Source organism: Methylosinus sp. Sm6, assembly GCF_019802345.1.
Taxonomy (GTDB): domain Bacteria; phylum Pseudomonadota; class Alphaproteobacteria; order Rhizobiales; family Beijerinckiaceae; genus Methylosinus.
This window is the reverse complement of record NZ_JAINDZ010000008.1, coordinates 41,293-62,521: the sequence shown is the minus strand read 5'-3', so window position 1 is coordinate 62,521 and position 21,229 is coordinate 41,293. Positions and strand designations below refer to the sequence as shown.

The window sequence follows — 21,229 nt, the reverse complement described above, 5'->3', positions numbered from 1 at the left end:
ACGGACGCCCGCCGGCGCGTGGGCGAGTTCTCGCTTCGTGGGGCTTACCCAAAGGCCGCTCGGCTGGCAAGAGCGTGCTCCTGCTGCGCGCTCCTGCGGGGGGTTTGCGCGTCCGCGGCCGTCAGCGACGCGGAAACTCGAGCGTGGGCGGGCGCGGCGAGGGCCGCAGCGGCGCGATCCGCAGGCCGCGCGCGTCGGGATCGAATTTCGACAGATCGATGCTGCGCAAAACCTGATCCTCGTAGCTCTTCACGTAATAGATTCCCCTCGAGAGATCGGCGATCGACGACCATTGGGTGAATTCGAAGCGCGCCGTCTCATGCGGGGACGGCCGCACGAGGCCCATCGGAATGTCGAAATTATTGAGCAGATGCTCGGCGAGCCGCACCGTCTCGGCCGCATCCTTCTGCGGCGCGGCGGACAGCACGAGGCCGAGCGCGCGCACGAAGCGCGAGGGCGGCGTCGGATCGCCCGGAACGCCCAGCATGCCGGAGCCCGAGCCGAGCGGCGCGAAGCTCGCGCCGCCGATCTCGAGCGGCGGCGCCTCCGTCGGCGAGAGCTTCACATAATTGCGCAGATTGGTGAGATGCCAATCGAAGGGCGGAGCGTTGGTGAGGACGCCGAGCGGATTGTCGGCGATCTTCAGCGTCCCGCCGATCGGCTCGACGACGATCGACGCGCCGCTCGCGTCGTGCAGCGTGTAATGGAAGGGCGGGACGATGCCGAGCGTCGGCTGGACCACGTCGATGACGACGATCGACGCGAGCGCGGCGCGGACCTCGGCGACGCTCGCGAAATTGCCGAGCGCCCAGGTGAGCAGCTCCCAGGGCGCGAGGGAATGGCCGGGATCGGCCCGAGCCGAATCGGCATAGGCGGCAAAGCCCGGAAAATAGAGAATGCCGCCGGCGAGGCCTTTCTCATTGACGCCGTCGACGAGGATCGGCAGGCCGAAGGCGTTCATGCCGGCGATCGCATAGCGCGACGTCCAGCTCCAGCTCGACTTTCCATTCGCGCCCGTGGCGTGCGAAGCGAAATGGCGCGGCATGACGACGGCCTGCGACTCGAGCGGAAAGCCGAATTCGAGCGTGCGGCCGTAGACGCGCGAGCCGTCGGCCGCCTTCAGCAGGAAGCTGGTGCAGGCCGAAGCCGGCGAGAGAGCGAGGCAGCCGAGAAGCGCGGCGAGGACCCCGGCGAGGCGGCGAGTTCGGAACGTCACGAGCGTCGTCTCCGAAAGAGTTCCGAAGCGACATCTGGGGCGCGCCGCGCCGTGTGGCGGCGGCGCGTGAAGACTCTTCAGCGACGCGATTGATGCGGAGTGGCCGCAAAGGGCGCGATTTTCGTCAAAAGCGGGCGACGGCCCGCGAGACGATCCCAGTCGAAGCAGCGTTCCCCCGAAGGACGCTCAGAACGGCAGCGGGCCGCTCACCGTCACACGCACGGCCGGGGGCTCCATCGGCTTGAAGTGCCGGCCCATCACGCCGACCTCGCAGACTTTGCTCGGCGCGGCGCCCGCCTGGCAGAGGCCATAGAGCTTGTCGGACGGAAGCAGCGAGCCATAGCCATAGGTGATCATGTCCGAACGGGAATTGGTGATGTTGAAGGCGTCGGCCTGAATGCTCCAGCCATTGTCGAAGCGGTAGCCGAGGCGCAGGTTCAGCGTGCCGGTCGCCGGCGATTTGATCTGGCCGTCCTCAGAGAGCGGCCGCTCGCCGAAATAGCGGTAGCGCAGCGCCGCGAAAAGCCCTATCGCCTCGCCGACCTCGACCGAGCCCATAGCCACGATATTGGGCGCGTCGGTGAGGTAATTGCCGGGGGCGTTGCCGATCAGCGCCCCATAGGCGCCGGCGTTGGCGGCGACGAGCTCGGCGTAGCTGGCCGCGGTTTCCCAGTCATAGCCGCGGAAACGCGCATGCGAGAGCGACACATTGCCCTCGACGCGCAGCCAGGAGGTGGGCGCGTAATGGTTTATCAGCTCCACGCCATAGCGTCGGCTCGGACGACCGAAGGTCGTGTTGCCGGAATCGCCTTCGAACATATTCTCCGAATCGGAGTCGAGCCACCAGAAGGCGACCTGGGATTCGAGCCCTTCGAGGATGCGCGTGGTGCGGACGCCGACCTCGGCGCCGCGCTGCTTGACGAGCAGCGGAACCGGCGAGAGCGCCGAGCCGTCGGCGGGGCTGAGACGAGTGACCGTGCCGCGCGCATCGGTCGAATGGAAGCCTTCGCCGTAGTTGAGGAAGAGCTCCGTCTGCTCGAACGGACCGAGGACGAGGCCGAACTTCGGGCTGCCCATCGTCCCGCTCTTGGAGCCGGTGTTCCATGGCCCCGTCCAGATCGGATTGCCATTGTCGTCGAGCGGGCCCGACAGCGGGCCCTGCAGGCTGCCGACGCTGGCGGCGAAATAATCGAAGCGCACGCCGCCGGTGGTGCGCAGCCAGGGGGTCCAGCGGACCGTGGTGTCGGCCCAAAGGCCGACGCTGCCTTCCGCCACATGGCTGTTGGTGAGCGTGTCATAGGGCTGGCGCTGATAGCTGTCCTGCAGGCCGACCCGGATATTGTCATAGCGGCTCTGCAGTCCGATGCGCGATTCGATCGGCAGGCCGGCGAGCTCGTATTTATAGGCGTGCTGCGCATTGACGCCGAGCACGGTGCGGCGGTCGAACTGGCGGAACTGGTCGCCGAGATCGGGATTCGACAGGAAATAGGTGAAGTTGTTGTAGAGATCGAGCGTGGAGCGGATGGCGAAGGCCTCCACGCGCGAAGAGTGCGGTCCCTCGACCTGGCTCCAGCGCGCCGAGAGGCTGAAGCGCGACGCATCGCCGCCGTCGGTGCGATCGACATTGCCCCATAGCGGAAGCACGCCGCTAGAAACGGCGCGAGACGGAATCTGGTCGGACGAATACCAGCGGTTGGCGTAGGCCATCGCGGTGATGGAGACGCCGTCTTCCTGCGTGCCGCGCGACCAGCGCAGCACCGAATTGATCTTGCGGACCTCGTCCGGCCGCGTCCAGGGGCCGTCATAGACGCTCGACTCCACCGCCGCCAGCAGGTTGCCGCCGTGAACCTCGAAGGATTTGGCGCCGAGCAGGCGCGCGTAGGAGAAGCTGCCGCCCGTCGCCCGGATCAGGCCGGAATCGAGCTTGTCGATATATTGCATGTCGACGGCGCCGGCGGAGGAGAAGTCCCCCTTGTCCGCGTAATAGGGGCCCTTTCGCGCGACCACGGACGATAGGAGCTCGGGAATGAGAAAATTGGCGTCGGCGTAGCCCTGGCCATGGCCATGGGTGCGCATGTTGATCGGCATGCCGTCCAGCGTCAGCGAGAAATCGGTGCCGTGGTCGAGCTGGAACCCGCGCAGGTAATATTGATTGGCCTTGCCTTCGCCGCTGTGCTGGGTCACCGAGAGGCCGGGGACGACCTCGAGCGCCTCGCCCGGGCGCGAGAAGGGAACGGCGTTGATGGCCTGGCCGCTATAGACCGTCTCGCTGGCCGCCTCGATCCGCGGCTGCTCCTTCTTCTCGGCTTCGGCCCGTCTCGCGGCCGCGGCGGGAGTCGCCGCAGCGATCGGCGCCGCGATGTCGATATCGGGCAGAGCCTCGTGAGCGATGGCCGAGCCCTCGAGAAGCGCGGCCGCCAAGGCCAGCGCCGAAATGCCTGTGCGAAGCCCGACGCCCATCGATCCCCCCGGTCGTATGTTTTTTTCTTATTTTCATCATACGAACGAGCGTCTCGTCAAGCCCACGTAAGAAATTGCCGCAGATGTTGCGCATCCGCAACAGTCGCGCATTCGCTCAGCCGTGGCCGTGGCCGCGGCCGTGCTCCACATGATGGCGCGAAGGCGCATGCGCTTCGGCCGGGGCGACGACCAGCTGGCCGTAGCGCACGCCGCGCTCGCCGATCACATGCTGGGCGAAATGCTCGACCTCGGATTTGCGCCCGCGCAGCAGCGAAACCTCGAGGCAGGTCTCGGCGTCGACATGCACATGCAGAGCGGCGATGGAGAGGTCGGCGTGGCTGTGATGGTCGCTCGTCAGCCGCTTCGACAATTGCCGCGTGTCGTGGTCGTAGAGATAGACGAGGGCGCCGATGCAGGGACGATCGGCGTCCTCGCTGCGCGGTCGTTCGAGCAGGCCGGCGCGCACGAGGTCCCGCACCGCTTCCGAGCGATTTTGATGTCCGCCGGCCTCCATGTAACGGTCGAGGCGGGCCATGAGGTCGTCGTCTATCGTCAGGGTGACGCGCTGCATAATGAAATAGCTCCCCGTGACAGCGGCAGCCGCGTCGGGTGACGGCTCCTATCTCATTGTTCTAGCGAGGCTGCAGCGACGCCGCAATCGGCCCTGGACATGATCTTGTCCATTTTGGCGTCATCGGGCATTGTGCGCGCCTCGATGCGAGGCGCCCCGAGGGACAAAAAATGAAACGCTCGATCAAACGGCTGGCGATCCTCTTGGCCTGGACGCTCACCCTCCTCGCGCCGGCCTTCGCCCATACGGCGGATATTTCGACGGGCAAGATCGTTCCGGAACAGGATCGCGCCTATCGCGTCGACGTCGGCTTTCTCGCGACCGATCTCGAGCGCATCTTCTCCGAGACCATGTCGGAGCGCTCCGGCGCCGAGCTGTCGCAGCCGGGCGTGCTGGAGACGGAGATCGGCCGCCTGATTCAGCGCCGGGTCGCGATGCGCGACGCAGAGGGACGCGAATGCGCGAGCCGCGTCGCCTTTGCCGGCGAGGACCCGACCAACGCCGACAGCGCCCTCGTCACTCTGCGCTTCGATTGCTCCGGCGCGCCCGGCAACCTGTTCTACGACGCGACCAGGCTGCTCGCCGCGCAGGGGACCAAGGGCAAGCATCTCGTCACGCTCGGCGAGGGCGCCGACGCGGGGCAGACCATGCTCTACCCGTCCGATCCGCCGCTCGATCTCTCCAAGCCGCTGGAGACGATCTGGCAGCTGATGGGCAAATTCGTGATGGCCGGCGTCGAGCACATCCTCACTGGCTATGACCACCTCTGCTTCCTGATCGCGATTTTGCTGTGGGCGACGCGCGTCTGGCCAGTGGTGAAGATCGTCACGGCCTTCACCGTCTCGCATTCGGTGACCTTGTCGCTGGCGACGCTCGACATCGTCACTCTGCCCTCGCAATGGGTGGAGGCGGCGATCGCCGCCTCGATCATCTATGTCGCGGTCGAAAATTTCTTCTCGCGGCGAGTCGACGGCCGCTGGCGCGACACATTCCTGTTCGGCTTCATCCACGGCTTCGGCTTCGCCAGCAGCCTGAAGGAGCTGGGCGTCCCGCAAAACGCCATCGTCCCGGCGCTCGCCTCCTTCAACATCGGCGTCGAGCTCGGACAGGTGGCCATCGTGCTGCTGCTCGTGCCGACGCTGCTCGTCATCGACAAGCAGACGGGCGGCAAGCGCGACAAGCGGCTCGTCTACGCCGCTTCGACCGTGATCGCGCTGTTCGGGACCTATTGGCTGCTGGAGCGGGTCGGCCTTCTTGCTATGGTCGGCCTCGGCGGTTGAGGTTCGGTTCGAGGAGCGAGGCCCACTCCGGCCCCGCTCCCGAGCGATGTCATTTGCCCGGGATGAACGAGCCGAGGATTCCGCCGAGCAGGCCGCCGATGACGACCGCGCCGATCGCGGCGGGAAATCCCACGACGGCGGCTCCCGTGAGAGCGCCGAGCACAGCGCCCACGCCGCCGAATATATACGCATTCGCCGACATCATGCGGTCGACCTGGTCTTCGTCCGCCATGGTTGCTCTCCCTGTTGGTTCTCCGAGGCGAGCCCTTCGCAACGAGGCCGCCGTCGGACTCTAGCTAGCGCGCCCGCCGCGGCGGCAAGGGCGGCGCATGCCCAAGGGGAAGAAATCGCTTCGCTCTTCGCATAGGATCGGCGCGCCATGACGCCAGAAGACATGCTCTCTCGCCTTCTCTATCGGGACGGACTGATGCTCGTCGTCGACAAGCCGGCCGGCCTTCCCGTGCATCGCGGCCCCAAGGGCGGCGAGAATCTCGAGGATTATTTCGACGCGCTGCGCTTCGGCCTGCCGCGTCCGCCCGCGCTCGCGCATCGGCTCGACCGCGACACCTCCGGCTGCCTGGTGCTCGGGCGGCACCGCAAGTCGCTGGAGCGGCTCGGCAAGCTGTTTCGCGACGGGCGCATCGAGAAAACCTATTGGGCGGTGGTGGAGGGCGCGCCGCAGGCGGAGGAGGGCGAGATCGACATGGCGCTCGGCCACCTCGATTCGACGCGCGGCTGGTGGATGCGGCCCGATCCGCTCGGTCTGCCCGCCAAGACGCATTGGCGCGCGCTGGCGCGCGGCCATGACGCGGAGGGGCGCGAGATCGCCTTCCTCGAGCTGAAGCCGCGCACCGGCCGCACGCATCAGCTGCGCGTCCATGCCCAAGCGATGGGCTGGCCCATACTCGGCGATCCGGTCTATGGCCATGGCAAGCGCGAGGGCGCGCCGCCCCTGCATCTCCACGCGCGCGCCGTCGTCGTGCCGATGCGCGACGGCCATGAGAGCGTCGCCGTCACCGCGCCCGTCCCGCCACATATGCGCGGGACGCTCGACGCGCTCGGCTGTGTCGAGATGCGAGCCTGAAGGCTCGCGCTGGCCGCAACGCCCCTAAGGGCCTTCCACAGCTACCTCCCCTCTCCGCCCGGCCGTAGAAACAGAACAGAAATATCTGTCCGGCCGACGCCGAGGGCGTTCCCCGGGATTTTCACATTCTCTTTTTTTTAAAAGCGACGCGCGGATGCTCTTTCACGAACCGCTGTTCCTGTTTCTGTTCGCGCCTTTCGTCTATTGCCTCTATCGGCTGCTCGGGTCCCGGCGCGGCGCGCGGCTCGCCGTGCTGCTCGTCGCCAGCATTCTCTTTTACGCATGGAGCGAGCCGCGCTTCGTCTTCATCGTCTTCGCCGCCATCCTCGCCGATTTTCTCATCGCGCAGCGCATCGCCGCAGACGGGCGCGCCGGCGGGCTGTGGCTCGCGCTCGGCGTCGCCGCGAATCTCGGCGTGCTGGTCTATTTCAAATATGCGGGCTTCCTCGTCGGCAATCTCGACGCGCTGATGCGCGGCTTCGGCGCGCCGGGGCTCGCTCTGCCGGCCATCGCCCTGCCGATCGGCGTCTCCTTCATCGTCTTCGAGAAGATCACTTATCTCGTCGACGTGCGCCGCGGCGTCACGGCTCCGGCGAAGAGCCTCTCGCTCTACGCCTTCTATGTGTTCTTCTTTCCGAAGCTGCTCGCGGGGCCGATCGTCAAATATCACGAGATCGCCGCGCAGCTCGAGCGCTTCCGCCACGCCGACGCGGAGGATTTCGTCCTCGGCTTCTCGCGCTTCATGCTCGGCGTCGCGCAGAAGCTGCTCATCGCCGACACGCTCGCCAATGGCGCCGATCTCGTTTTTGCTGCCGACGCTTCGCGCGTCGGCTGCGCCGACGCCTGGGTCGGCGCGCTCTTCTTTGCCTTCCAGATCTATTTCGATTTCACCGGCTATTCGAACATGGCGATCGGCCTCGCGCGCATGTTCGGCTTTCGCCTGCCGGAAAATTTCGACAGGCCCTATGTCGCGGCGAGCGTCACCGAATTCTGGCGGCGCTGGCATATTTCGCTCACCACCTGGATCAAGGATTATCTCTATATCCCGCTCGGCGGCAATCGGCTGGGCGGTCGGCGCACGCAGATCAATCTGTGGATCTGCTTCCTCGCCTCGGGCCTCTGGCACGGCGCCGCTTGGACCTATGTCGCCTGGGGCGCGTATAATGGATTTTTCCTCGCTCTGGAGCGCGTGGTTCTGCTCGACTGGCTGAAGCGCCGGCCGGCGTGGCTCGCCAATCTCTTCACCTTCCTCGTCGTCATGATCGGCTGGACCTTGTTCCGAGCGACATCGCTCGAGCAGGCGGGGCTGCTGCTGCTCGCCATGGCGCGGCCCTGGCCGTCCGTCGAGCCGATCCTGTTTCCGGCCTATGACCTCGTCGTCCTGCTGATCGCCGCGGCGATCTGCGTCGCGCAGCGGCCCGCGCTCTCGATCGGCGACCGCGCCGCGCTCGCGCAGCGCTTCGCCTTCGCGGCGAACAGCGCGCTCGCCCTGCTCTTTGCCTGCGCTGTCGGCAAGGGGCTCGCCGATCCGTTCAAGCCCTTTATTTATTTCCGCTTCTGACTCATGCGCCAAAGCCTCGCCCGTCTTCCGATCTTCGCCGCCGCCAGCGTGATCTTCTTCTACTTCCTCAGTGTCTTGTGGAACGCCGCCGTCGAGCGCGAGCATCCCAAATGGCGCTTGCGCAGCGCGAAGCCGCTCGCCGGCGTCGCCAAACCGGAGCCGCTCGATATCTCGACGCGCGCCTTCCTGTCCGGCTCGCTGCAGAAATCCGCTTCGACCGCGCTCGGCCGTTCGCTATGGGTGTTTCCGTTTTCGGTGCGCGCGAAGAACCAGCTTTTGTTCTCGTTGTTCGGGGTCTCCGGCGCGCCGAACATTGTGATCGGCCGCGACGGACAATTGTTCGAGCGCTTCTATATCGATGAATTCTGCAGCCGCGGCGAGGCGCCCGACCAGAACGTTATCGATCGCTGGGCGGATCGCGTCGCCGCCGATCGCGCGACCGTGCATGCGATGGGCAAGGGATTCGCCTATGTGATCTCGCCGTCCAAAGCGTCCTATGCGCCGCAATATTTCCCGAAGGGCGCGCATTGTCCGGCGCTCGCGGCGCGAGCCACCGACAAGCTCGCGCCCTATCGCGCCGCGCTCGCCGCGCGCGCCCTGCCGCATGTCGACGCGCCGGCGCTGCTGGAGACGCGCCGCGCGAATTATCCGCTCGGCTTTTTTCCGCGCGGCGGCACGCATTGGAATCTGCTCGGCGCCGCCCTGGCGGCGCGCGAGGCGACGCGGCTGATGGCCACGGGCGAAGGGGCTGCCCCGCTCGGCCTCTATGACTTCGATTGGACCCTGTCGCATGAAGCGAAGGGGACCGACCAGGATTTGCTCGAGCTGCTCAATCTTCTGTGGCCCGACACGCATTATCCGGTGGCCGAGCTCGCAGCGAAATCCGCGGGACCTTGCGCGCGCGCGCCGCGCCTCACCGCGCTCGGCGGCAGCTTCGTGCGCCAGATCATCGTCGCGCTGGCCTCTGCGCCTTGTCCGCCGGAGGTCGATTATTGGTTCTCGATGCGTCTCGACACCGATCGAATGGGCCTCATCCGCTATCATACGCAGCCGGGCGAGATCGACAAAGGCGAAAGGCGGGACGCCGATCCGGCGCAATTGCGCGAGAGCCTCGAGATCGCCGATGCTGTGCTGCTCGAGGAGAATGAAGCGCAGATCGGCGCGCTGAGCCAAGTGGACAATCTCTGGCGCGCGCTGCATCCGAGCGCCGAGACGGTGGCGAGCGACGAGCGCGGTCAGCCCTCGGCGGCCGTCGTGCGCCCGGCCATGCGCGCATATTCGCCATAGACGATCTCGCGGCCGTAGACGCGCTCGAGCCGGCGCACGGTGAAATGCCCCTGCGCCAGCCGCTGGAAATGGCGGATGAAGGCGAGATTGATCGCCGCGCCGCTGAGCGCGCCGATGAGCGGGACGGCCTGCGCGGCCGCCTTCTGCGACACGACGACGCCGAAGCGCGTGGAGACGAGCGCGAGGAAGCGCGCGAGCGCCGGCGCCGTGGCGTCGGCGGCGGCGCGGCCCCCCATGAAGCGGGCGGCGTCGGTCACCGATTTGGCCAGCAGACCGCGCAGGGCGAGATAGCCGCCCTCGAGCAGATTGCCCTCCTCCGCATGGCCGCCGAGCGCGAACACCTGCAGGCAGGCGATGAGCGCTTCCGGATCGGCGAGGTTTTCGCCCTCGCGCCGGGCGATGTCGGCGATGGAGCGCAGCATGATCGTCGTCGAGACGGGCAGCTCCACCGGCAGGCTGGCGAGGCCGATCGCGCCGCCGACCGCCCCGCTCACCGCCGCGAGCCGCTGATGGAGACGCCCGCCGTCGCGCCGCGGGGTCACGGCGAGGCTGGAGACGGCGACATGCAGCGCCGTCTCGAGACTGCGGCGGGCCGCGGCGGCGGCGAAGGCCTGGGCGTCGGGCGGAAGCATGCGGCCGGCGAAGCCGATCCGGCGTCCCGTCGCCGCCGCGAGGCGCTCGACGAAGCTCGTCCGCTCCAAAATATCCACGGCGGACTGGAGCGCGGCGTGATCCGCTTCGCTCATCGCGCGAAACACCACTTGCGGAAGCCCCTGCGTCACCCTCGGCGTCTCCTCCTGTCCGGCGCCCCGCCCCGCGTTTGAGATCGGATGGCCGCCCTGCCCCCGCAAGGGCCGGCGGGCGGGGTGCGCGAGCGCACTTCCAACCGTCGTCATTGATTGCTATCTGACGGTCGAGGACAAGGCGCATTTCAAGCCGCGGCGCGGCGTCGGCCGCCCGCCCCTCATGCGGGGAGGGCCTCGAAGCTACGGGGAGGTAGTATCATGAGTGCATCCATCAAATCTCTGGCGCGCATCGCCGCGCCGGCGGGCCTCGCGGCCCTTCTGGCGGCGTTCGCGCCCGCCTCGGCCTCGGCCGAGACCTATACGGGCTCGCTCGAATGCTCTTATGCGGGAGTCGAAGGCGGCCTCGTCGTCGAGAGCCTGAAGCTCGATTGCTATTACGAGGACGAGAACGACGCCCCGGCCGAGCATTATGTCGGCGAGCTGACCAATGTCGGCGCGGTGATCGGCGTGACCGGGCCGGGCGATCTCGCCTGGGGCGTGCTGTTCGAGAGCGGCAAGCTCGGCCAGGGCGCGCTCGCCGGCGAATATGTCGGCGCGCATGGCGCTTTCGCGGTCGGCGGCGGCGTCGGCGCCACGGTGCTGGTCGGCGGCTCGCGCGACTCCGTGTCGCTGCAGCCGATCGCCGTCCAGGGCGGCACGGGCCTCAATATCTCGGCCGGAATTGCGCATCTGACGCTGACCTACGCGCCGGAGCCGCAGCCGCGCCACCACCGCAAGCACCATCGGCGTCTCGTCACCAAGCCCTGAGGCAGGTGAGCAATGGGCGGTCGGCGGTCGGAACCGCCGACCGCCTGTCGCCCGCTGCCTCACGTTTCGAAATCGATCACCCGGTCGGTCGGAAAATCATAGAGCTTGCCGGTCTCGGCCCAGTCGGGCCGGCACAGCGCCGCGATTTTCGGCGCGAAGTCTTCCGGCGTGCGCAAGGTCAGCGGGTCCTCGCCCGGCATGGCGGCGGCGCGCATGGCGGTGCGCAGCGGGCCGGGATTGGCCAGCATCACCTTCACATTGGACGTATTGACGGTCTCGGCGGCATAGGTGCGGGCGAGCGCGTTCAACGCGGCCTTGGAAACGGCGTAAGGCCCCCAATAGGCCTTGATGCGATGGGCGGCGCCCGACGTGACGAAGACGCAGCGTCCAGCGTCCGAAGCGCGCAAAAGCATGTCCATCGAGCGCACGAGCCGCCAATTGGCGGTCACATTGACATCCATGATGCGCGCCCATTGCTGCGGCTCGACATGGGGAAGCGGCGCGAGCGGGCCGAGCAGGCCGGCGTTGCCGACGAGAATGTCGAGCCTCTTCCAGCGCTCATGGATGCAGGCGCCGAGCCGGTCGAGATTGTCGAACTCGGCGATGTCGAGCGGAACGATCGTCGCCTCGCCGCCGAAGCCGACGATCTCGTCATAGAGAAATTCGAGCGGGCCCTGTCCACGCGCCAGCGCGACGACATGCGCGCCCTCCCGCGCGAGCTGCAGGGCGACGGCGCGGCCGATGCCGCGCGACGCGCCGGTGACGAGGGCGACGCGGCCCGCGAGCGAGGTCATGGGAAAATCTCCGAAAGGGCGAGATCGAGGCCGGGCGGATCGAGACGGATCACGCCTTCGGTCACGATGCGAAGCAGGATGGGCTCGTCGGCGCCCTGGCGGCGATAATGCAGGACCGTGCGCCGGTCGAGATCGACGACGAGGTAATGCGCGAGGCCGGCGAGGCGGAAATAGCCGGCGAGCTTCACGCTCTTGTCGATATGGCGCGAGGACGGCGAGAGAACTTCGACGATGACGACCGGCGCCGGCGCGAGCATGGCGTCGGGCGCGATGGGCTCTCCGCAATTCACCAGGACGTCGGGCTCATAGACCGTCTGCGCGTCGATCGCGACGCCCACGCTGTCGACGAACGCCTCGCAGCTCGCTCCAGACCGAGCGAGCGCATCGGCCAATGCCCGCCAAATCTGCGCCTTGGCCCGCCCATGCTCCGCGCGTTCGGGAGCCATGGCGACGATCTCGCCGCTCACGAGCTCGTAGCGGCCCTTCTCCTGGCCTTCGGACCAAGCGAGAAAGTCCGGGATGGTGATGCGTTTGATGGCCGGGGCGCTCATGCGCGTCTATTTAGCACGGCCACGCGGCGAAGGCAGGCGAAACACGAGAGTGAGATTATTCGCCGGCATCTCGACGATGCGCGGAGCCGAAAACCCATTCTTCGCCGCGCAGGCCGCCACCGCCTCGAGATCGCGCACGCCCCAATCGGGATTGGTCGCGCGCAGGCTCGCGTCGAACTCGACATTGCTCGGCGCGGTATGCGCGCCATCCCGCTTATAAGGGCCATAGGTGACGAGCGGCGCGCCCTCGGGGAGGAGCGTCGCCGCTGTCGCGAACAGGCTCTCGGTCGCCTCCCAGGGCGAGATGTGGATCATGTTGATGCAGATGAGCGCATCGGCGCGTGCGATCGGCCAGGGCCGTCGCGCGTCCAGCTCGAGCGGCAGACGAATATTGTCGAGCCTTGTCGCGGCGATCCAGGCGGAGACGCTCGCCCGCGCCCGGGCGTCGGGATCGGAGGGCTGAAAGGTCAGCGCCGGCAGGTTCTGCGCGAAATGTGTCGCATGCTCGCCCGTGCCGCTGGCGATCTCCAGCACGAGGCCCGCAGCCGGAAGCTCCTCCCGCAGCACGTCGAGGATCGGCCCGCGATTGCGCTGCGCGGCGGGAGCATAGAGGCGAGCATCAGGCTGGCTCATGTATGAAACGCTCCTGCGGGGCTGTCCGCTGCAGCCTCAAGCAAGACCGAGGCCTGCGGCCCCGTCCGTAATCCAATTGTCATATTCGTGGCCTAGGCCGAGCTTGATTGCATTACGTATGACAGTAGAGGCGTCTGATGATTTCCAGGAAGACACTTGCAGGGCTTGCGATCATCGCGGCGGTCCTGGCGGATCGAGGACGCGCCGACGCCCAGACGCCGGCGTTGGTCTCTCACGCGGCGACGGATCGGGATCGGGGGGTGATCGTCATAGATAATGGCTCGATCCGTCCCGGGGCGACCATCTCGGTCGGCGGCATCGACACAGGGCCGATCATCGTGGCCGGCGAACCGATCAGCCTTTCGGGATTGGCTGGCTTTCCGTTCACCATCTCATCACTGCGCCTGCTCCCGGAAGGCGGCGCCGGCCTCGCGGGCGCGCAATCATCGGCGATCCGCCTCGGCGCTGCGGTCAGCTCCGCGATCTCCGATCAGGCGGCCTTCTGGCGCTCCGGCGAGACGGTCGACCCGACCGGGATCGTCTCGCTCCAGAGCGACGCCGGAGCGCTCGATGCCGCATCGGAAAGGCGCTGGCGGGCCTGGGGCTCCTTCTATGGCGGAGCCGCAAACGTCTCGCCCGACGCCGGACGCGGCTCGCCCGCCGCAAACTCCGATTATTTCGGCGGACTCCTCGGACTCGACTATCAGATCGAGCCGAGCTGGCTGGTCGGAGTCGCTGTCGGCGGCAGCTCGTCGCGCTTTGATGTCGCCTCCCTACAAACCTCGGGCGACATTACCGCCTTCCACGGCGGTCTCTACACGAGCTATCGCGTCGGCCGCTCCTATGTCGAATTGAGCGAGACAGTCAGCGTCTTCCAGAATTCGACGATTCGAACCAGAAATCGTCCCGGCTTGACCTATGATCGGTTCACCGCCGATTTCTCTGCGCGGGAATACCGAACACGCATCGAATTCGGCCATGGCTTCGACCTGCCGCGCCCGATCGAGCTCGGCTCCGCGACGCTGACGCCCTTCGCCGCGGCGGAAGCAGCTGTCTACGAGTCGGACGCCTTTTCCGAAAAAGGCTTGCGCTCGGATGTCTCGCGCGCGTTTTCGATCGCAGAACAGACGACGACGTCGCTGCCGACCTTCCTCGGCCTGCGCGTCTCGAATGTCCTGCGGTTGCCGAATGGCTGGCGCGTGGCGCCGACAGCCAGCCTCGCCTGGGGTCACGAGTTTTTTCCGCAACGCCGAATTTCCGGCGCGTTCGCGTCGGAGCCGACATGGACCTTCGCCGATTTTGGTCCGCGCGACGCCTATAATTTCGTGCAGGCCAAGATTGGATTGCAGGCCCATATCGACGACCGCGTCGTTCTGTTCGCGAATTTCCAGGGAGAATTCTCCGGCCTCACGCGCAGCTATGGCGGCAAGGGCGGATTGAGATACAGCTGGTGACGCGACAGCCTCGGCGTGGAGGACGGACCTGCCCCACGGTCGGATCGAGCGAGCCCGCAAGGCTCGCTCTTTTCGCACGGAGCCGGCTTCATTTGGCGCCGGCTATGTAGACGCGGAACATGGCGATTAAAAGCTTTTTTAAAACAATATAGTATGCGCCGACCGCCTGGGCGGCCATAGATATTTTTGATGATACGACGGAACTCTATTATTGATTACCGATATGAAATGAATTTCCATAACGCGCCAGCTTCCTCCTTATCTCCGCCGAGGCGACGCCATGACGCTCATCAAGGAAATCGATTACGGCACTCCCGCCTCACCCGCAGAGAAGACGGTCACCTTCACCATCGACGGGAAGGAGTTGTCCGCCCCCGAGGGGACCTCGATCATGCGCGCCGCGGCGGCGGCGGGAATCGACATCCCGAAACTCTGCGCCACCGACAGCCTGAAGGCTTTCGGCTCCTGCCGGCTCTGCGTGATCGAGATCGAAGGACGCTACGGCACGCCCGCCTCCTGCACGACGCCGGTCGCGCAAGGCATGGCGGTGAAGACCTCCACGCCGCGGCTCGACAAGATCCGCCGCGGCATCATGGAGCTCTATATTTCCGACCATCCGCTCGACTGCCTGACCTGCGCCGCCAATGGCGATTGCGAGCTGCAATCCATGGCCGGCGCCGTGTCGCTGCGAAAGGTGCGTTATGAGCCGGGCGCCAATCATGTCTTCGCGCGAGACAAAGGACGCATCAATCCAGAATGGCGGCCGAAGGACCTGTCCAACCCCTATTTCGCCTATGATCCCTCTAAATGCATCGTCTGCAATCGCTGCGTGCGCGCCTGCGCGGAGACGCAAGGCACATTCGCGCTGACGATCGACGGCCGCGGCTTCGACAGCCGCGTCTCGCCCGGCATGAACGAAGCCTATTTCGAATCTGAATGCGTCTCCTGCGGCGCCTGTGTGCAGGCCTGCCCGACCGCGACGCTGATCGAGAAATCGGTGATCGCCGACGGCCAGCCGGAGCATTCGGCGGTAACCACCTGCGCCTATTGCGGCGTCGGCTGCGCGTTCAAGGCCGAGATGCGCGGGGAAGAGATCATCCGCATGGTCCCGTGGAAGGACGGCAAGGCCAATCACGGCCACAGCTGCATCAAGGGCCGCTTCGCCTATGGCTATGCGCTGCATCGCGACCGCATCACCAGCCCGATGATCCGCGAGAAGATCACCGATCCCTGGCGCGAGGTGTCCTGGGAGGAGGCGATCGCCCATGCGGCGTCGGAGTTCGAGCGCATCCAGGCCAAATATGGGCGCCAGGCGGTCGGCGGCATCACCTCGTCGCGCTGCACGAGCGAGGAGACCTATCTCGTCCAGAAGCTCATTCGCAGCGGCTTCGGCAACAACAATGTCGACACTTGCGCGCGCGTCTGCCACTCGCCGACCGGCTACGGGCTGAGCCAGGCTTTCGGAACCTCGGCCGGCACGCAGGATTTCGACTCGGTCGCCGCGGCCGACGTCATCCTCATCATCGGCTGCAATCCGACCGACGCGCATCCGGTCGTCGGCTCGCAGATCAAGAAGCGCCTCCGTGAAGGGGCTAAGCTCATCGTCGTCGACCCACGCCGCACCGAGCTGGTGCGCTCGCCCCATATCGAAGCGGATTTTCATCTGCCGCTGCGGCCGGGCACCAATGTCGCCATCGTCACCGCGCTCGCCCATGTGATCGTGACGGAAGGGCTGACGAACGAGGCCTTTGTGCGCGAGCGCTGCGACATCGATGAATATCTCGAATGGGCCGCCTTCGTCGCCGAGCCGCGCAACAGCCCCGAGGCTGTCGAGAAATTCACCGGCGTTCCCGCCCATCTCGTGCGCGGCGCCGCGCGGCTCTACGCCACCGGCGGCAATGCGACGATCTACTACGGCCTCGGCGTCACCGAGCACAGCCAGGGCTCGACGACGGTGATGGCCATCGCCAATCTCGCCATGGCGACCGGCAATCTCGGCCGCCGCGGCGTCGGCGTGAACCCGCTGCGCGGGCAGAATAATGTGCAGGGCTCCTGCGACATGGGCTCCTTCCCGCACGAATTCCCCGGCTATCGCCATGTCTCCGACGACAATGTGCGCAAGCTGTTCGAAGAGGCGTGGGGCGTGCCGCTCGACGGCGAGCCCGGCCTGCGCATCCCCAATATGTTCGACGCCGCCGTCGACGGCGTGTTCAAGGGCCTCTATGTGCAGGGCGAGGACATTCTGCAATCCGACCCGGACATCAAGCATGTCTCCGCCGGTCTCGGCGCGCTGGAATGCCTCGTCGTGCAGGATCTCTTCCTGAACGAAACCGCCAATTACGCGCATGTGCTGCTGCCTGGCGCGAGCTTCCTCGAGAAGGATGGCGTGTTCATCAACGCCGAGCGGCGCATCCAGCGCGTGCGGCGTGTGATGAGCCCCAAGGCCGGCTACGCCGATTGGGAGGTGACGCAGCTCTTCGCCAATGCGCTCGGCTGCAATTGGACCTACACGCATCCGAGCGAGATCATGGACGAGATCGCGCGGCTGACGCCGACCTTCCGCGGCGTCTCCTATGCGAAGCTGGACAGGGACGGCTCGGTGCAATGGCCCTGCAACGACGCCTCGCCCGAGGGCATGCCGATCATGCATATCGACGGCTTCGCGCGCGGCAAGGGCAAATTCGTCATCACCGAATATGTGCCGACCGAGGAGCGCACCGGGCCGCGCTTCCCGCTGCTGCTGACCACGGGACGAATCCTGTCACAATACAATGTCGGCGCGCAGACGCGCCGCACCGAGAACAGCCAATGGCATCCAGAGGACGTGCTGGAGATTCACCCGCATGACGCCGAGCTGCGCGGCGTGCGCGACGGCGATTGGGTGCGCGTGCAGAGCCGCGCCGGCGAGACGACGCTCCATGCCAGGATCACCGACCGCGTCGCGCCGGGAGTCGTCTACACGACCTTCCACCATCCGCTCTGCCAGACCAATGTGGTGACGACCGATAACTCCGATTGGGCGACCAATTGCCCCGAATATAAGGTCACGGCCGTGCAGATCTCGCCCTCGAACGGCCCAACCGAATGGCAGGAGCGCTACCGCGACCTCTCCGAGAGCAGCCGCCGAATCGCCGCCCCGCTCGCGCCCGGCGAGTGAGCGGCGCTGTTCCGGCGGCTTTGTCGGCTGCGATTCCGTCTCCGCCGGCACGCCGGAGGCGGGGGGCGCGCGCTCTGCTGGACGCCGTCGATTTTCTGAACGCGCGCCAGCCGCGCTCGAAAAGCATCGTCGCCAATTCGATCGCATCGGCGCTGCGCGGCGACTTCGGCGACCGGCATGCGACCGAGCGAACCCCGGATGGCGAGAGGATTATCTCGCCGTCGCCTCGGGCGCTTCAGCCCGTTAACCCGGATGCGAAGCCCTGCAAATCTCGGAGATGACGATTGGCAGATCGGTCAAAAGATCATAAGCTTTCATCGAACGAGATGAATTGATGCAAATTCCGTTGTTTCGTGCGTTGGAGCCGTCACGGCGAGTGCTGATCGCCGGTTGCGGCGGCGGTTTCGATATCGTCAGCGGGCTGCCTCTCTATGTGGCGCTCCAAAGCCAGGGCAAGCGTGTCTTCCTCGCCAATCTCTCTTTCTCGCGGATCGAGCTCGCCTGCCCCAAGAAGATCGGCCCTTCCGCTCGTCTCGTCGATTTCGACAGCCGCATGCAGGGCTATTTTCCCGAACGTCATCTCGTCGATTGGCTGGCCGCGCGGGGCGAGGAGCCGAAGATTTTTGCTTTCGAGAAGACCGGCGTGCGACCGACGCGTCGGTCCTACGAAGCCCTCGTAACCCTTCTCGATGTCGACACGCTCATCCTCGTCGACGGCGGAACCGACAGTCTGATGAAAGGAGACGAGGCGGCGCTCGGCACGATCGAAGAGGACGCCCTGTCGATCGTGGCGGCCAATGAGACGGCATGCCCGCGCAAGTTCCTCGTTTGCCTCGGCTTCGGCGTCGATCTTTTTCACGGCGTCTGCCATCACTCCTTTCTGGAGAATACAGCCGAGTTGATCCGTTCCGGCGGCTTTCTCGGCTGCGTTTCCGTCTCGGCCGGCACGCCGGAAGGGGACGCTCTGCTGGACGCCGTCGATTTCCTGAACGCGCGCCAGCCGCGCTCGAAAAGCATCGTCGCCAATTCGATCGCATCGGCGCTGCGCGGCGACTTCGGCGACCGGCATGCGACCGAGCGAACGCGGGGCTCGGAATTATTCGTCAATCCGCTGATGTCGCTCTATTGGTGCTTCGAACTCGAAGCTGTCGCGCGGAAAATGGGGTTCTATGACGCGATCTCGGGCTCAGAGACATTCCACGAGGTCGAGACGGCGATCCGCATTCACCATGCGCGCATCGCCAAGCGTGATTGGAAGAACCTGCCTTTGTAGCGCCGACGATCTGTCCGCTCCGCGCTCTCGCCGACGCCGTCCCGCTCATCCGAGCAACGCGACGAGCGGCGCGATCAGCGGCGCGTCGGCGGGCGGCATTCGCGCAGCGTCCAATTCGCTCGGCCGCGCCCAGGCGAGCGCCTGCCCCTCGCGCGACTGCGGCTCGCCGCGCCAGCGCCGGCAGAGATAGAGCGGCATCAAGAGATGGAACGCCTCATAGGCGTGGCTGGCGAACGTCAGCGGCGCGAGGTCGCGCGCCTCCACGATCACGCCCAGCTCCTCGGCGAGCTCGCGCACCAGCGCCTCCTCGGGCCGCTCGCCGGGGTCGAGCTTGCCGCCCGGAAACTCCCACAGCCCGGCGAGCTGCTTGCCGGGCGGGCGTTGCGCGACGAGCACGCGGTCCTGCGCATCGACGAGCGCGGCGGCGACGACGAGAAGAAGCGACAAGGACGTCTCCTGCTTCAATTGCCGGAGAGAATCAGCCGGATCGGCTCGCTCTCCTTGCCGGTGACCTCGACCTCGTCATACATCGCGCCGCCTTCGGCGAGCCAGCGGCCGTTCGGCGTCCAGGTGAGCTGCGTCGCCACGAAATAGCGGCCGGGCGCGAGCTTGTCGAAGACGAAGCGTCCCGAGGGGTCGGCCTTGGTCATGCGCATATGCGCCACATAGTCCGGGTCCTGCGTCGGCGTCTGCGCCTGCAGCGCCGGAACGAATTTCTTGTCGCCGTAGAATTGCGCGAAGCGCGCCCGCGCATAGGCGGTCGCCGGAATGAGGCGCACCACCTCGCCGGCGGCGTAGCGCACGTCCACATGGCCGTGCGGATCGCGAAGGAAAGCCTGGCCCTTCAGCGTCGCCAGACCCTCGCGCCGGATGAAGGCGGCCTCCGCCGGATCGAAACGCCCCTGCGGCTCAGGGCTCCGGCAGGCGCAAAGGACGAGGGGCGCGCAAGCCGCGCCGAGCAGAAACAAACGCATTCGAAGACTCCCGGAAAACATTTTCCCGGCCACTCTTGCCGCATCGGCGGCCCGAGACAAGGCTCCGCCTTCGCTTCGCCGCCTTCTCTTCGCCCTCCCGCGCCGCGTCGCGGGCGAACAAAAAAAGAACTTGGCGATGAGAACAAATAAGATACAATGCGGATGTTCGATGTTCCCCGACGAACGGGACATCGGCGAGCGGGAGGCCCGAGCGCGACCTTCCCGCCAAAGATGTCCTTGCGCCGATCCTCATCTTTATTGCGTCAGCCGCCTCACCCGTGCCAGAAGGAATCATCGCCGTGAGCCAAGCCAATCTCCGCCTCGTGGAAGGGACCTCCGTGGACAAGACCAAGGCGCTGGACGCCGCTCTGTCGCAGATCGAGCGCGCCTTCGGCAAAGGCTCGATCATGCGGCTCGGCAAGAATCAGAAGGCCGTCGAGATCGAGACGGTCTCGACCGGCTCGCTGGGGCTCGACATCGCGCTCGGCGTCGGCGGCCTGCCGCGCGGGCGCATCGTCGAGGTCTATGGGCCGGAATCCTCGGGCAAGACGACGCTCACCCTGCATGTGATCGCCGAGGCGCAGAAGAAGGGCGGCGTCTGCGCCTTCGTGGACGCCGAGCATGCGCTCGATCCGGTCTACGCCCGCAAGCTCGGCGTCAATCTCGAGGAGCTCTTGATCTCGCAGCCCGATACGGGCGAGCAGGCGCTGGAGATCACCGACACTCTGGTGCGCTCGGGCGCGGTCGATGTGCTGGTCATCGATTCGGTCGCGGCGCTGACGCCGCGCGCCGAGATCGAGGGCGAGATGGGCGAGGTGCTGCCTGGGCTGCAGGCGCGGCTGATGAGCCAGGCGCTGCGCAAGCTCACCGCCTCGATCTCCCGCTCCAACACGCTCGTCATCTTCATCAACCAGATTCGCATGAAGATCGGCGTCATGTACGGCTCGCCGGAGACGACCACCGGCGGCAATGCGCTGAAGTTCTACGCCTCCGTGCGGCTCGACATCCGCCGCATCGGCTCCATCAAGGACCGCGAAGAGGTGACCGGCAATCAGACGCGCGTGAAGGTGGTCAAGAACAAGGTGGCCCCGCCGTTCAAGCAGGTCGACTTCGACATCATGTATGGCGAGGGCGTCTCCAAGGTCGGCGAGCTGCTCGACCTCGGGGTGAAGGCCGGCGTCGTCGACAAGTCGGGCTCTTGGTTCTCCTTCGACAGCCAGAGGCTCGGCCAGGGCCGCGAGAACGCCAAGACCTTCCTGAAGCAGAACAAGGACGCCGCCGAGCGGATCGAGGCCTCGATCCGCGAGAACGCCGGCCTCATCGCCGACCGCATTCTCGACTCCGCCAGCGAGGACGACGAGGGCTCGGAGGAATGAGCCGA

Annotated in this window: 19 protein-coding genes; 9 read left to right on the top strand and 10 right to left on the bottom strand. The window is 66.3% G+C overall.

Annotated elements, in window-relative coordinates; all coding sequences use genetic code 11:
* Positions 1–121 precede the first annotated feature (121 nt).
* The 3 genes from K3F48_RS07555 to nikR form a co-directional block, all read right to left on the bottom strand.
* Positions 122–1,216, bottom strand: a complete 1,095-nt coding sequence (locus K3F48_RS07555) for a choloylglycine hydrolase family protein (protein WP_222574812.1) — start codon at positions 1,214–1,216, stop codon at positions 122–124.
* A 186-nt stretch (positions 1,217–1,402) separates the two neighbouring features.
* Positions 1,403–3,676 carry a TonB-dependent receptor domain-containing protein gene (locus K3F48_RS07550; protein ID WP_222574811.1) on the bottom strand — a complete coding sequence of 758 codons (2,274 nt, stop codon included), beginning with the start codon at positions 3,674–3,676 and terminating at the stop codon, positions 1,403–1,405.
* A gap of 115 nt (positions 3,677–3,791) precedes the next feature.
* Positions 3,792–4,247 carry a nickel-responsive transcriptional regulator NikR gene (nikR, locus tag K3F48_RS07545; protein ID WP_222574810.1) on the bottom strand — a complete coding sequence of 152 codons (456 nt, stop codon included), beginning with the start codon at positions 4,245–4,247 and terminating at the stop codon, positions 3,792–3,794.
* Between the two features lie 170 nt (positions 4,248–4,417).
* Between nikR and K3F48_RS07540 the strand changes: the two genes are divergently transcribed.
* A complete protein-coding gene (locus tag K3F48_RS07540) occupies positions 4,418–5,527 on the top strand; it encodes a HupE/UreJ family protein (protein WP_222574809.1) in 1,110 nt (369 codons plus the stop codon).
* Positions 5,528–5,576: 49 nt separating this feature from the next.
* Here the strand turns inward: K3F48_RS07540 and K3F48_RS07535 are convergent, their stop codons facing one another.
* The gene (locus K3F48_RS07535; RefSeq protein WP_222574808.1) at positions 5,577–5,759 is read right to left on the bottom strand and encodes a hypothetical protein; all 183 of its coding nucleotides are present in this window, start codon (positions 5,757–5,759) and stop codon (positions 5,577–5,579) included.
* A gap of 147 nt (positions 5,760–5,906) precedes the next feature.
* Between K3F48_RS07535 and K3F48_RS07530 the strand changes: the two genes are divergently transcribed.
* The 3 genes from K3F48_RS07530 (at position 5,907) to K3F48_RS07520 (ending at position 9,459) form a co-directional block, all read left to right on the top strand.
* Positions 5,907–6,611 carry an RluA family pseudouridine synthase gene (locus K3F48_RS07530; protein ID WP_222574807.1) on the top strand — a complete coding sequence of 235 codons (705 nt, stop codon included), beginning with the start codon at positions 5,907–5,909 and terminating at the stop codon, positions 6,609–6,611.
* A gap of 154 nt (positions 6,612–6,765) precedes the next feature.
* A complete protein-coding gene (locus K3F48_RS07525; protein ID WP_222574806.1) occupies positions 6,766–8,172 on the top strand; it encodes an MBOAT family protein in 1,407 nt (468 codons plus the stop codon).
* A 3-nt stretch (positions 8,173–8,175) separates the two neighbouring features.
* Entirely contained in the window at positions 8,176–9,459 is a 1,284-nt protein-coding gene (locus tag K3F48_RS07520) for an alginate O-acetyltransferase (protein WP_222574805.1), read from the top strand.
* Here K3F48_RS07520 and K3F48_RS07515 read toward each other — a convergent pair.
* On the bottom strand, positions 9,408–10,241 hold the full coding sequence (locus K3F48_RS07515) for an EcsC family protein (RefSeq protein WP_370631370.1): 834 nt from the start codon (positions 10,239–10,241) through the stop codon (positions 9,408–9,410). The genes K3F48_RS07520 and K3F48_RS07515 overlap by 52 nt on opposite strands.
* A gap of 222 nt (positions 10,242–10,463) precedes the next feature.
* On the opposite strand from K3F48_RS07515, the gene K3F48_RS07510 reads away from it, so the two are divergent.
* Positions 10,464–11,012, top strand: a complete 549-nt coding sequence (locus tag K3F48_RS07510; protein ID WP_222574803.1) for a DUF992 domain-containing protein — start codon at positions 10,464–10,466, stop codon at positions 11,010–11,012.
* 59 nt (positions 11,013–11,071) lie between these two features.
* Here the strand turns inward: K3F48_RS07510 and K3F48_RS07505 are convergent, their stop codons facing one another.
* The 3 genes from K3F48_RS07505 to K3F48_RS07495 are packed head-to-tail and all read right to left on the bottom strand — an operon-like array spanning position 11,072 to position 12,990.
* A complete protein-coding gene (locus tag K3F48_RS07505) occupies positions 11,072–11,806 on the bottom strand; it encodes an SDR family NAD(P)-dependent oxidoreductase (RefSeq protein WP_222574802.1) in 735 nt (244 codons plus the stop codon).
* Positions 11,803–12,357 (bottom strand): Uma2 family endonuclease, encoded by a 555-nt coding sequence (locus tag K3F48_RS07500; protein ID WP_222574801.1) that lies wholly within the window; start codon positions 12,355–12,357, stop codon positions 11,803–11,805. The genes K3F48_RS07505 and K3F48_RS07500 overlap by 4 nt, the downstream gene beginning before the upstream one ends.
* Before the next feature lie 6 nt (positions 12,358–12,363).
* On the bottom strand, positions 12,364–12,990 hold the full coding sequence (locus K3F48_RS07495; protein ID WP_222574800.1) for a DUF938 domain-containing protein: 627 nt from the start codon (positions 12,988–12,990) through the stop codon (positions 12,364–12,366).
* 137 nt (positions 12,991–13,127) lie between these two features.
* Here K3F48_RS07495 and K3F48_RS07490 point away from each other — a divergent pair, with 137 nt between their 5' ends.
* From K3F48_RS07490 to K3F48_RS07480, 3 genes are all read left to right on the top strand, one after another.
* Positions 13,128–14,444, top strand: a complete 1,317-nt coding sequence (locus tag K3F48_RS07490; RefSeq protein WP_222574799.1) for an autotransporter outer membrane beta-barrel domain-containing protein — start codon at positions 13,128–13,130, stop codon at positions 14,442–14,444.
* Positions 14,445–14,724: 280 nt separating this feature from the next.
* Positions 14,725–17,601 carry a formate dehydrogenase subunit alpha gene (gene fdhF, locus K3F48_RS07485; RefSeq protein WP_222574798.1) on the top strand — a complete coding sequence of 959 codons (2,877 nt, stop codon included), beginning with the start codon at positions 14,725–14,727 and terminating at the stop codon, positions 17,599–17,601.
* A 334-nt stretch (positions 17,602–17,935) separates the two neighbouring features.
* Positions 17,936–18,874, top strand: a complete 939-nt coding sequence (locus K3F48_RS07480) for a DUF1152 domain-containing protein (protein ID WP_222574797.1) — start codon at positions 17,936–17,938, stop codon at positions 18,872–18,874.
* Between the two features lie 45 nt (positions 18,875–18,919).
* Here K3F48_RS07480 and mutT read toward each other — a convergent pair whose 3' ends face one another.
* On the bottom strand, positions 18,920–19,321 hold the full coding sequence (gene mutT / locus K3F48_RS07475) for an 8-oxo-dGTP diphosphatase MutT (protein WP_222574796.1): 402 nt from the start codon (positions 19,319–19,321) through the stop codon (positions 18,920–18,922).
* Positions 19,322–19,335: 14 nt separating this feature from the next.
* On the bottom strand, positions 19,336–19,848 hold the full coding sequence (locus K3F48_RS07470; RefSeq protein ID WP_222574795.1) for a carboxypeptidase regulatory-like domain-containing protein: 513 nt from the start codon (positions 19,846–19,848) through the stop codon (positions 19,336–19,338).
* 299 nt (positions 19,849–20,147) lie between these two features.
* On the opposite strand from K3F48_RS07470, the gene recA reads away from it, so the two are divergent.
* Complete coding sequence (recA, locus tag K3F48_RS07465) at positions 20,148–21,224, top strand: recombinase RecA (RefSeq protein WP_222574794.1); 1,077 nt, start codon at positions 20,148–20,150, stop codon at positions 21,222–21,224.
* The last annotated feature ends 5 nt before the right edge of the window (positions 21,225–21,229 follow it).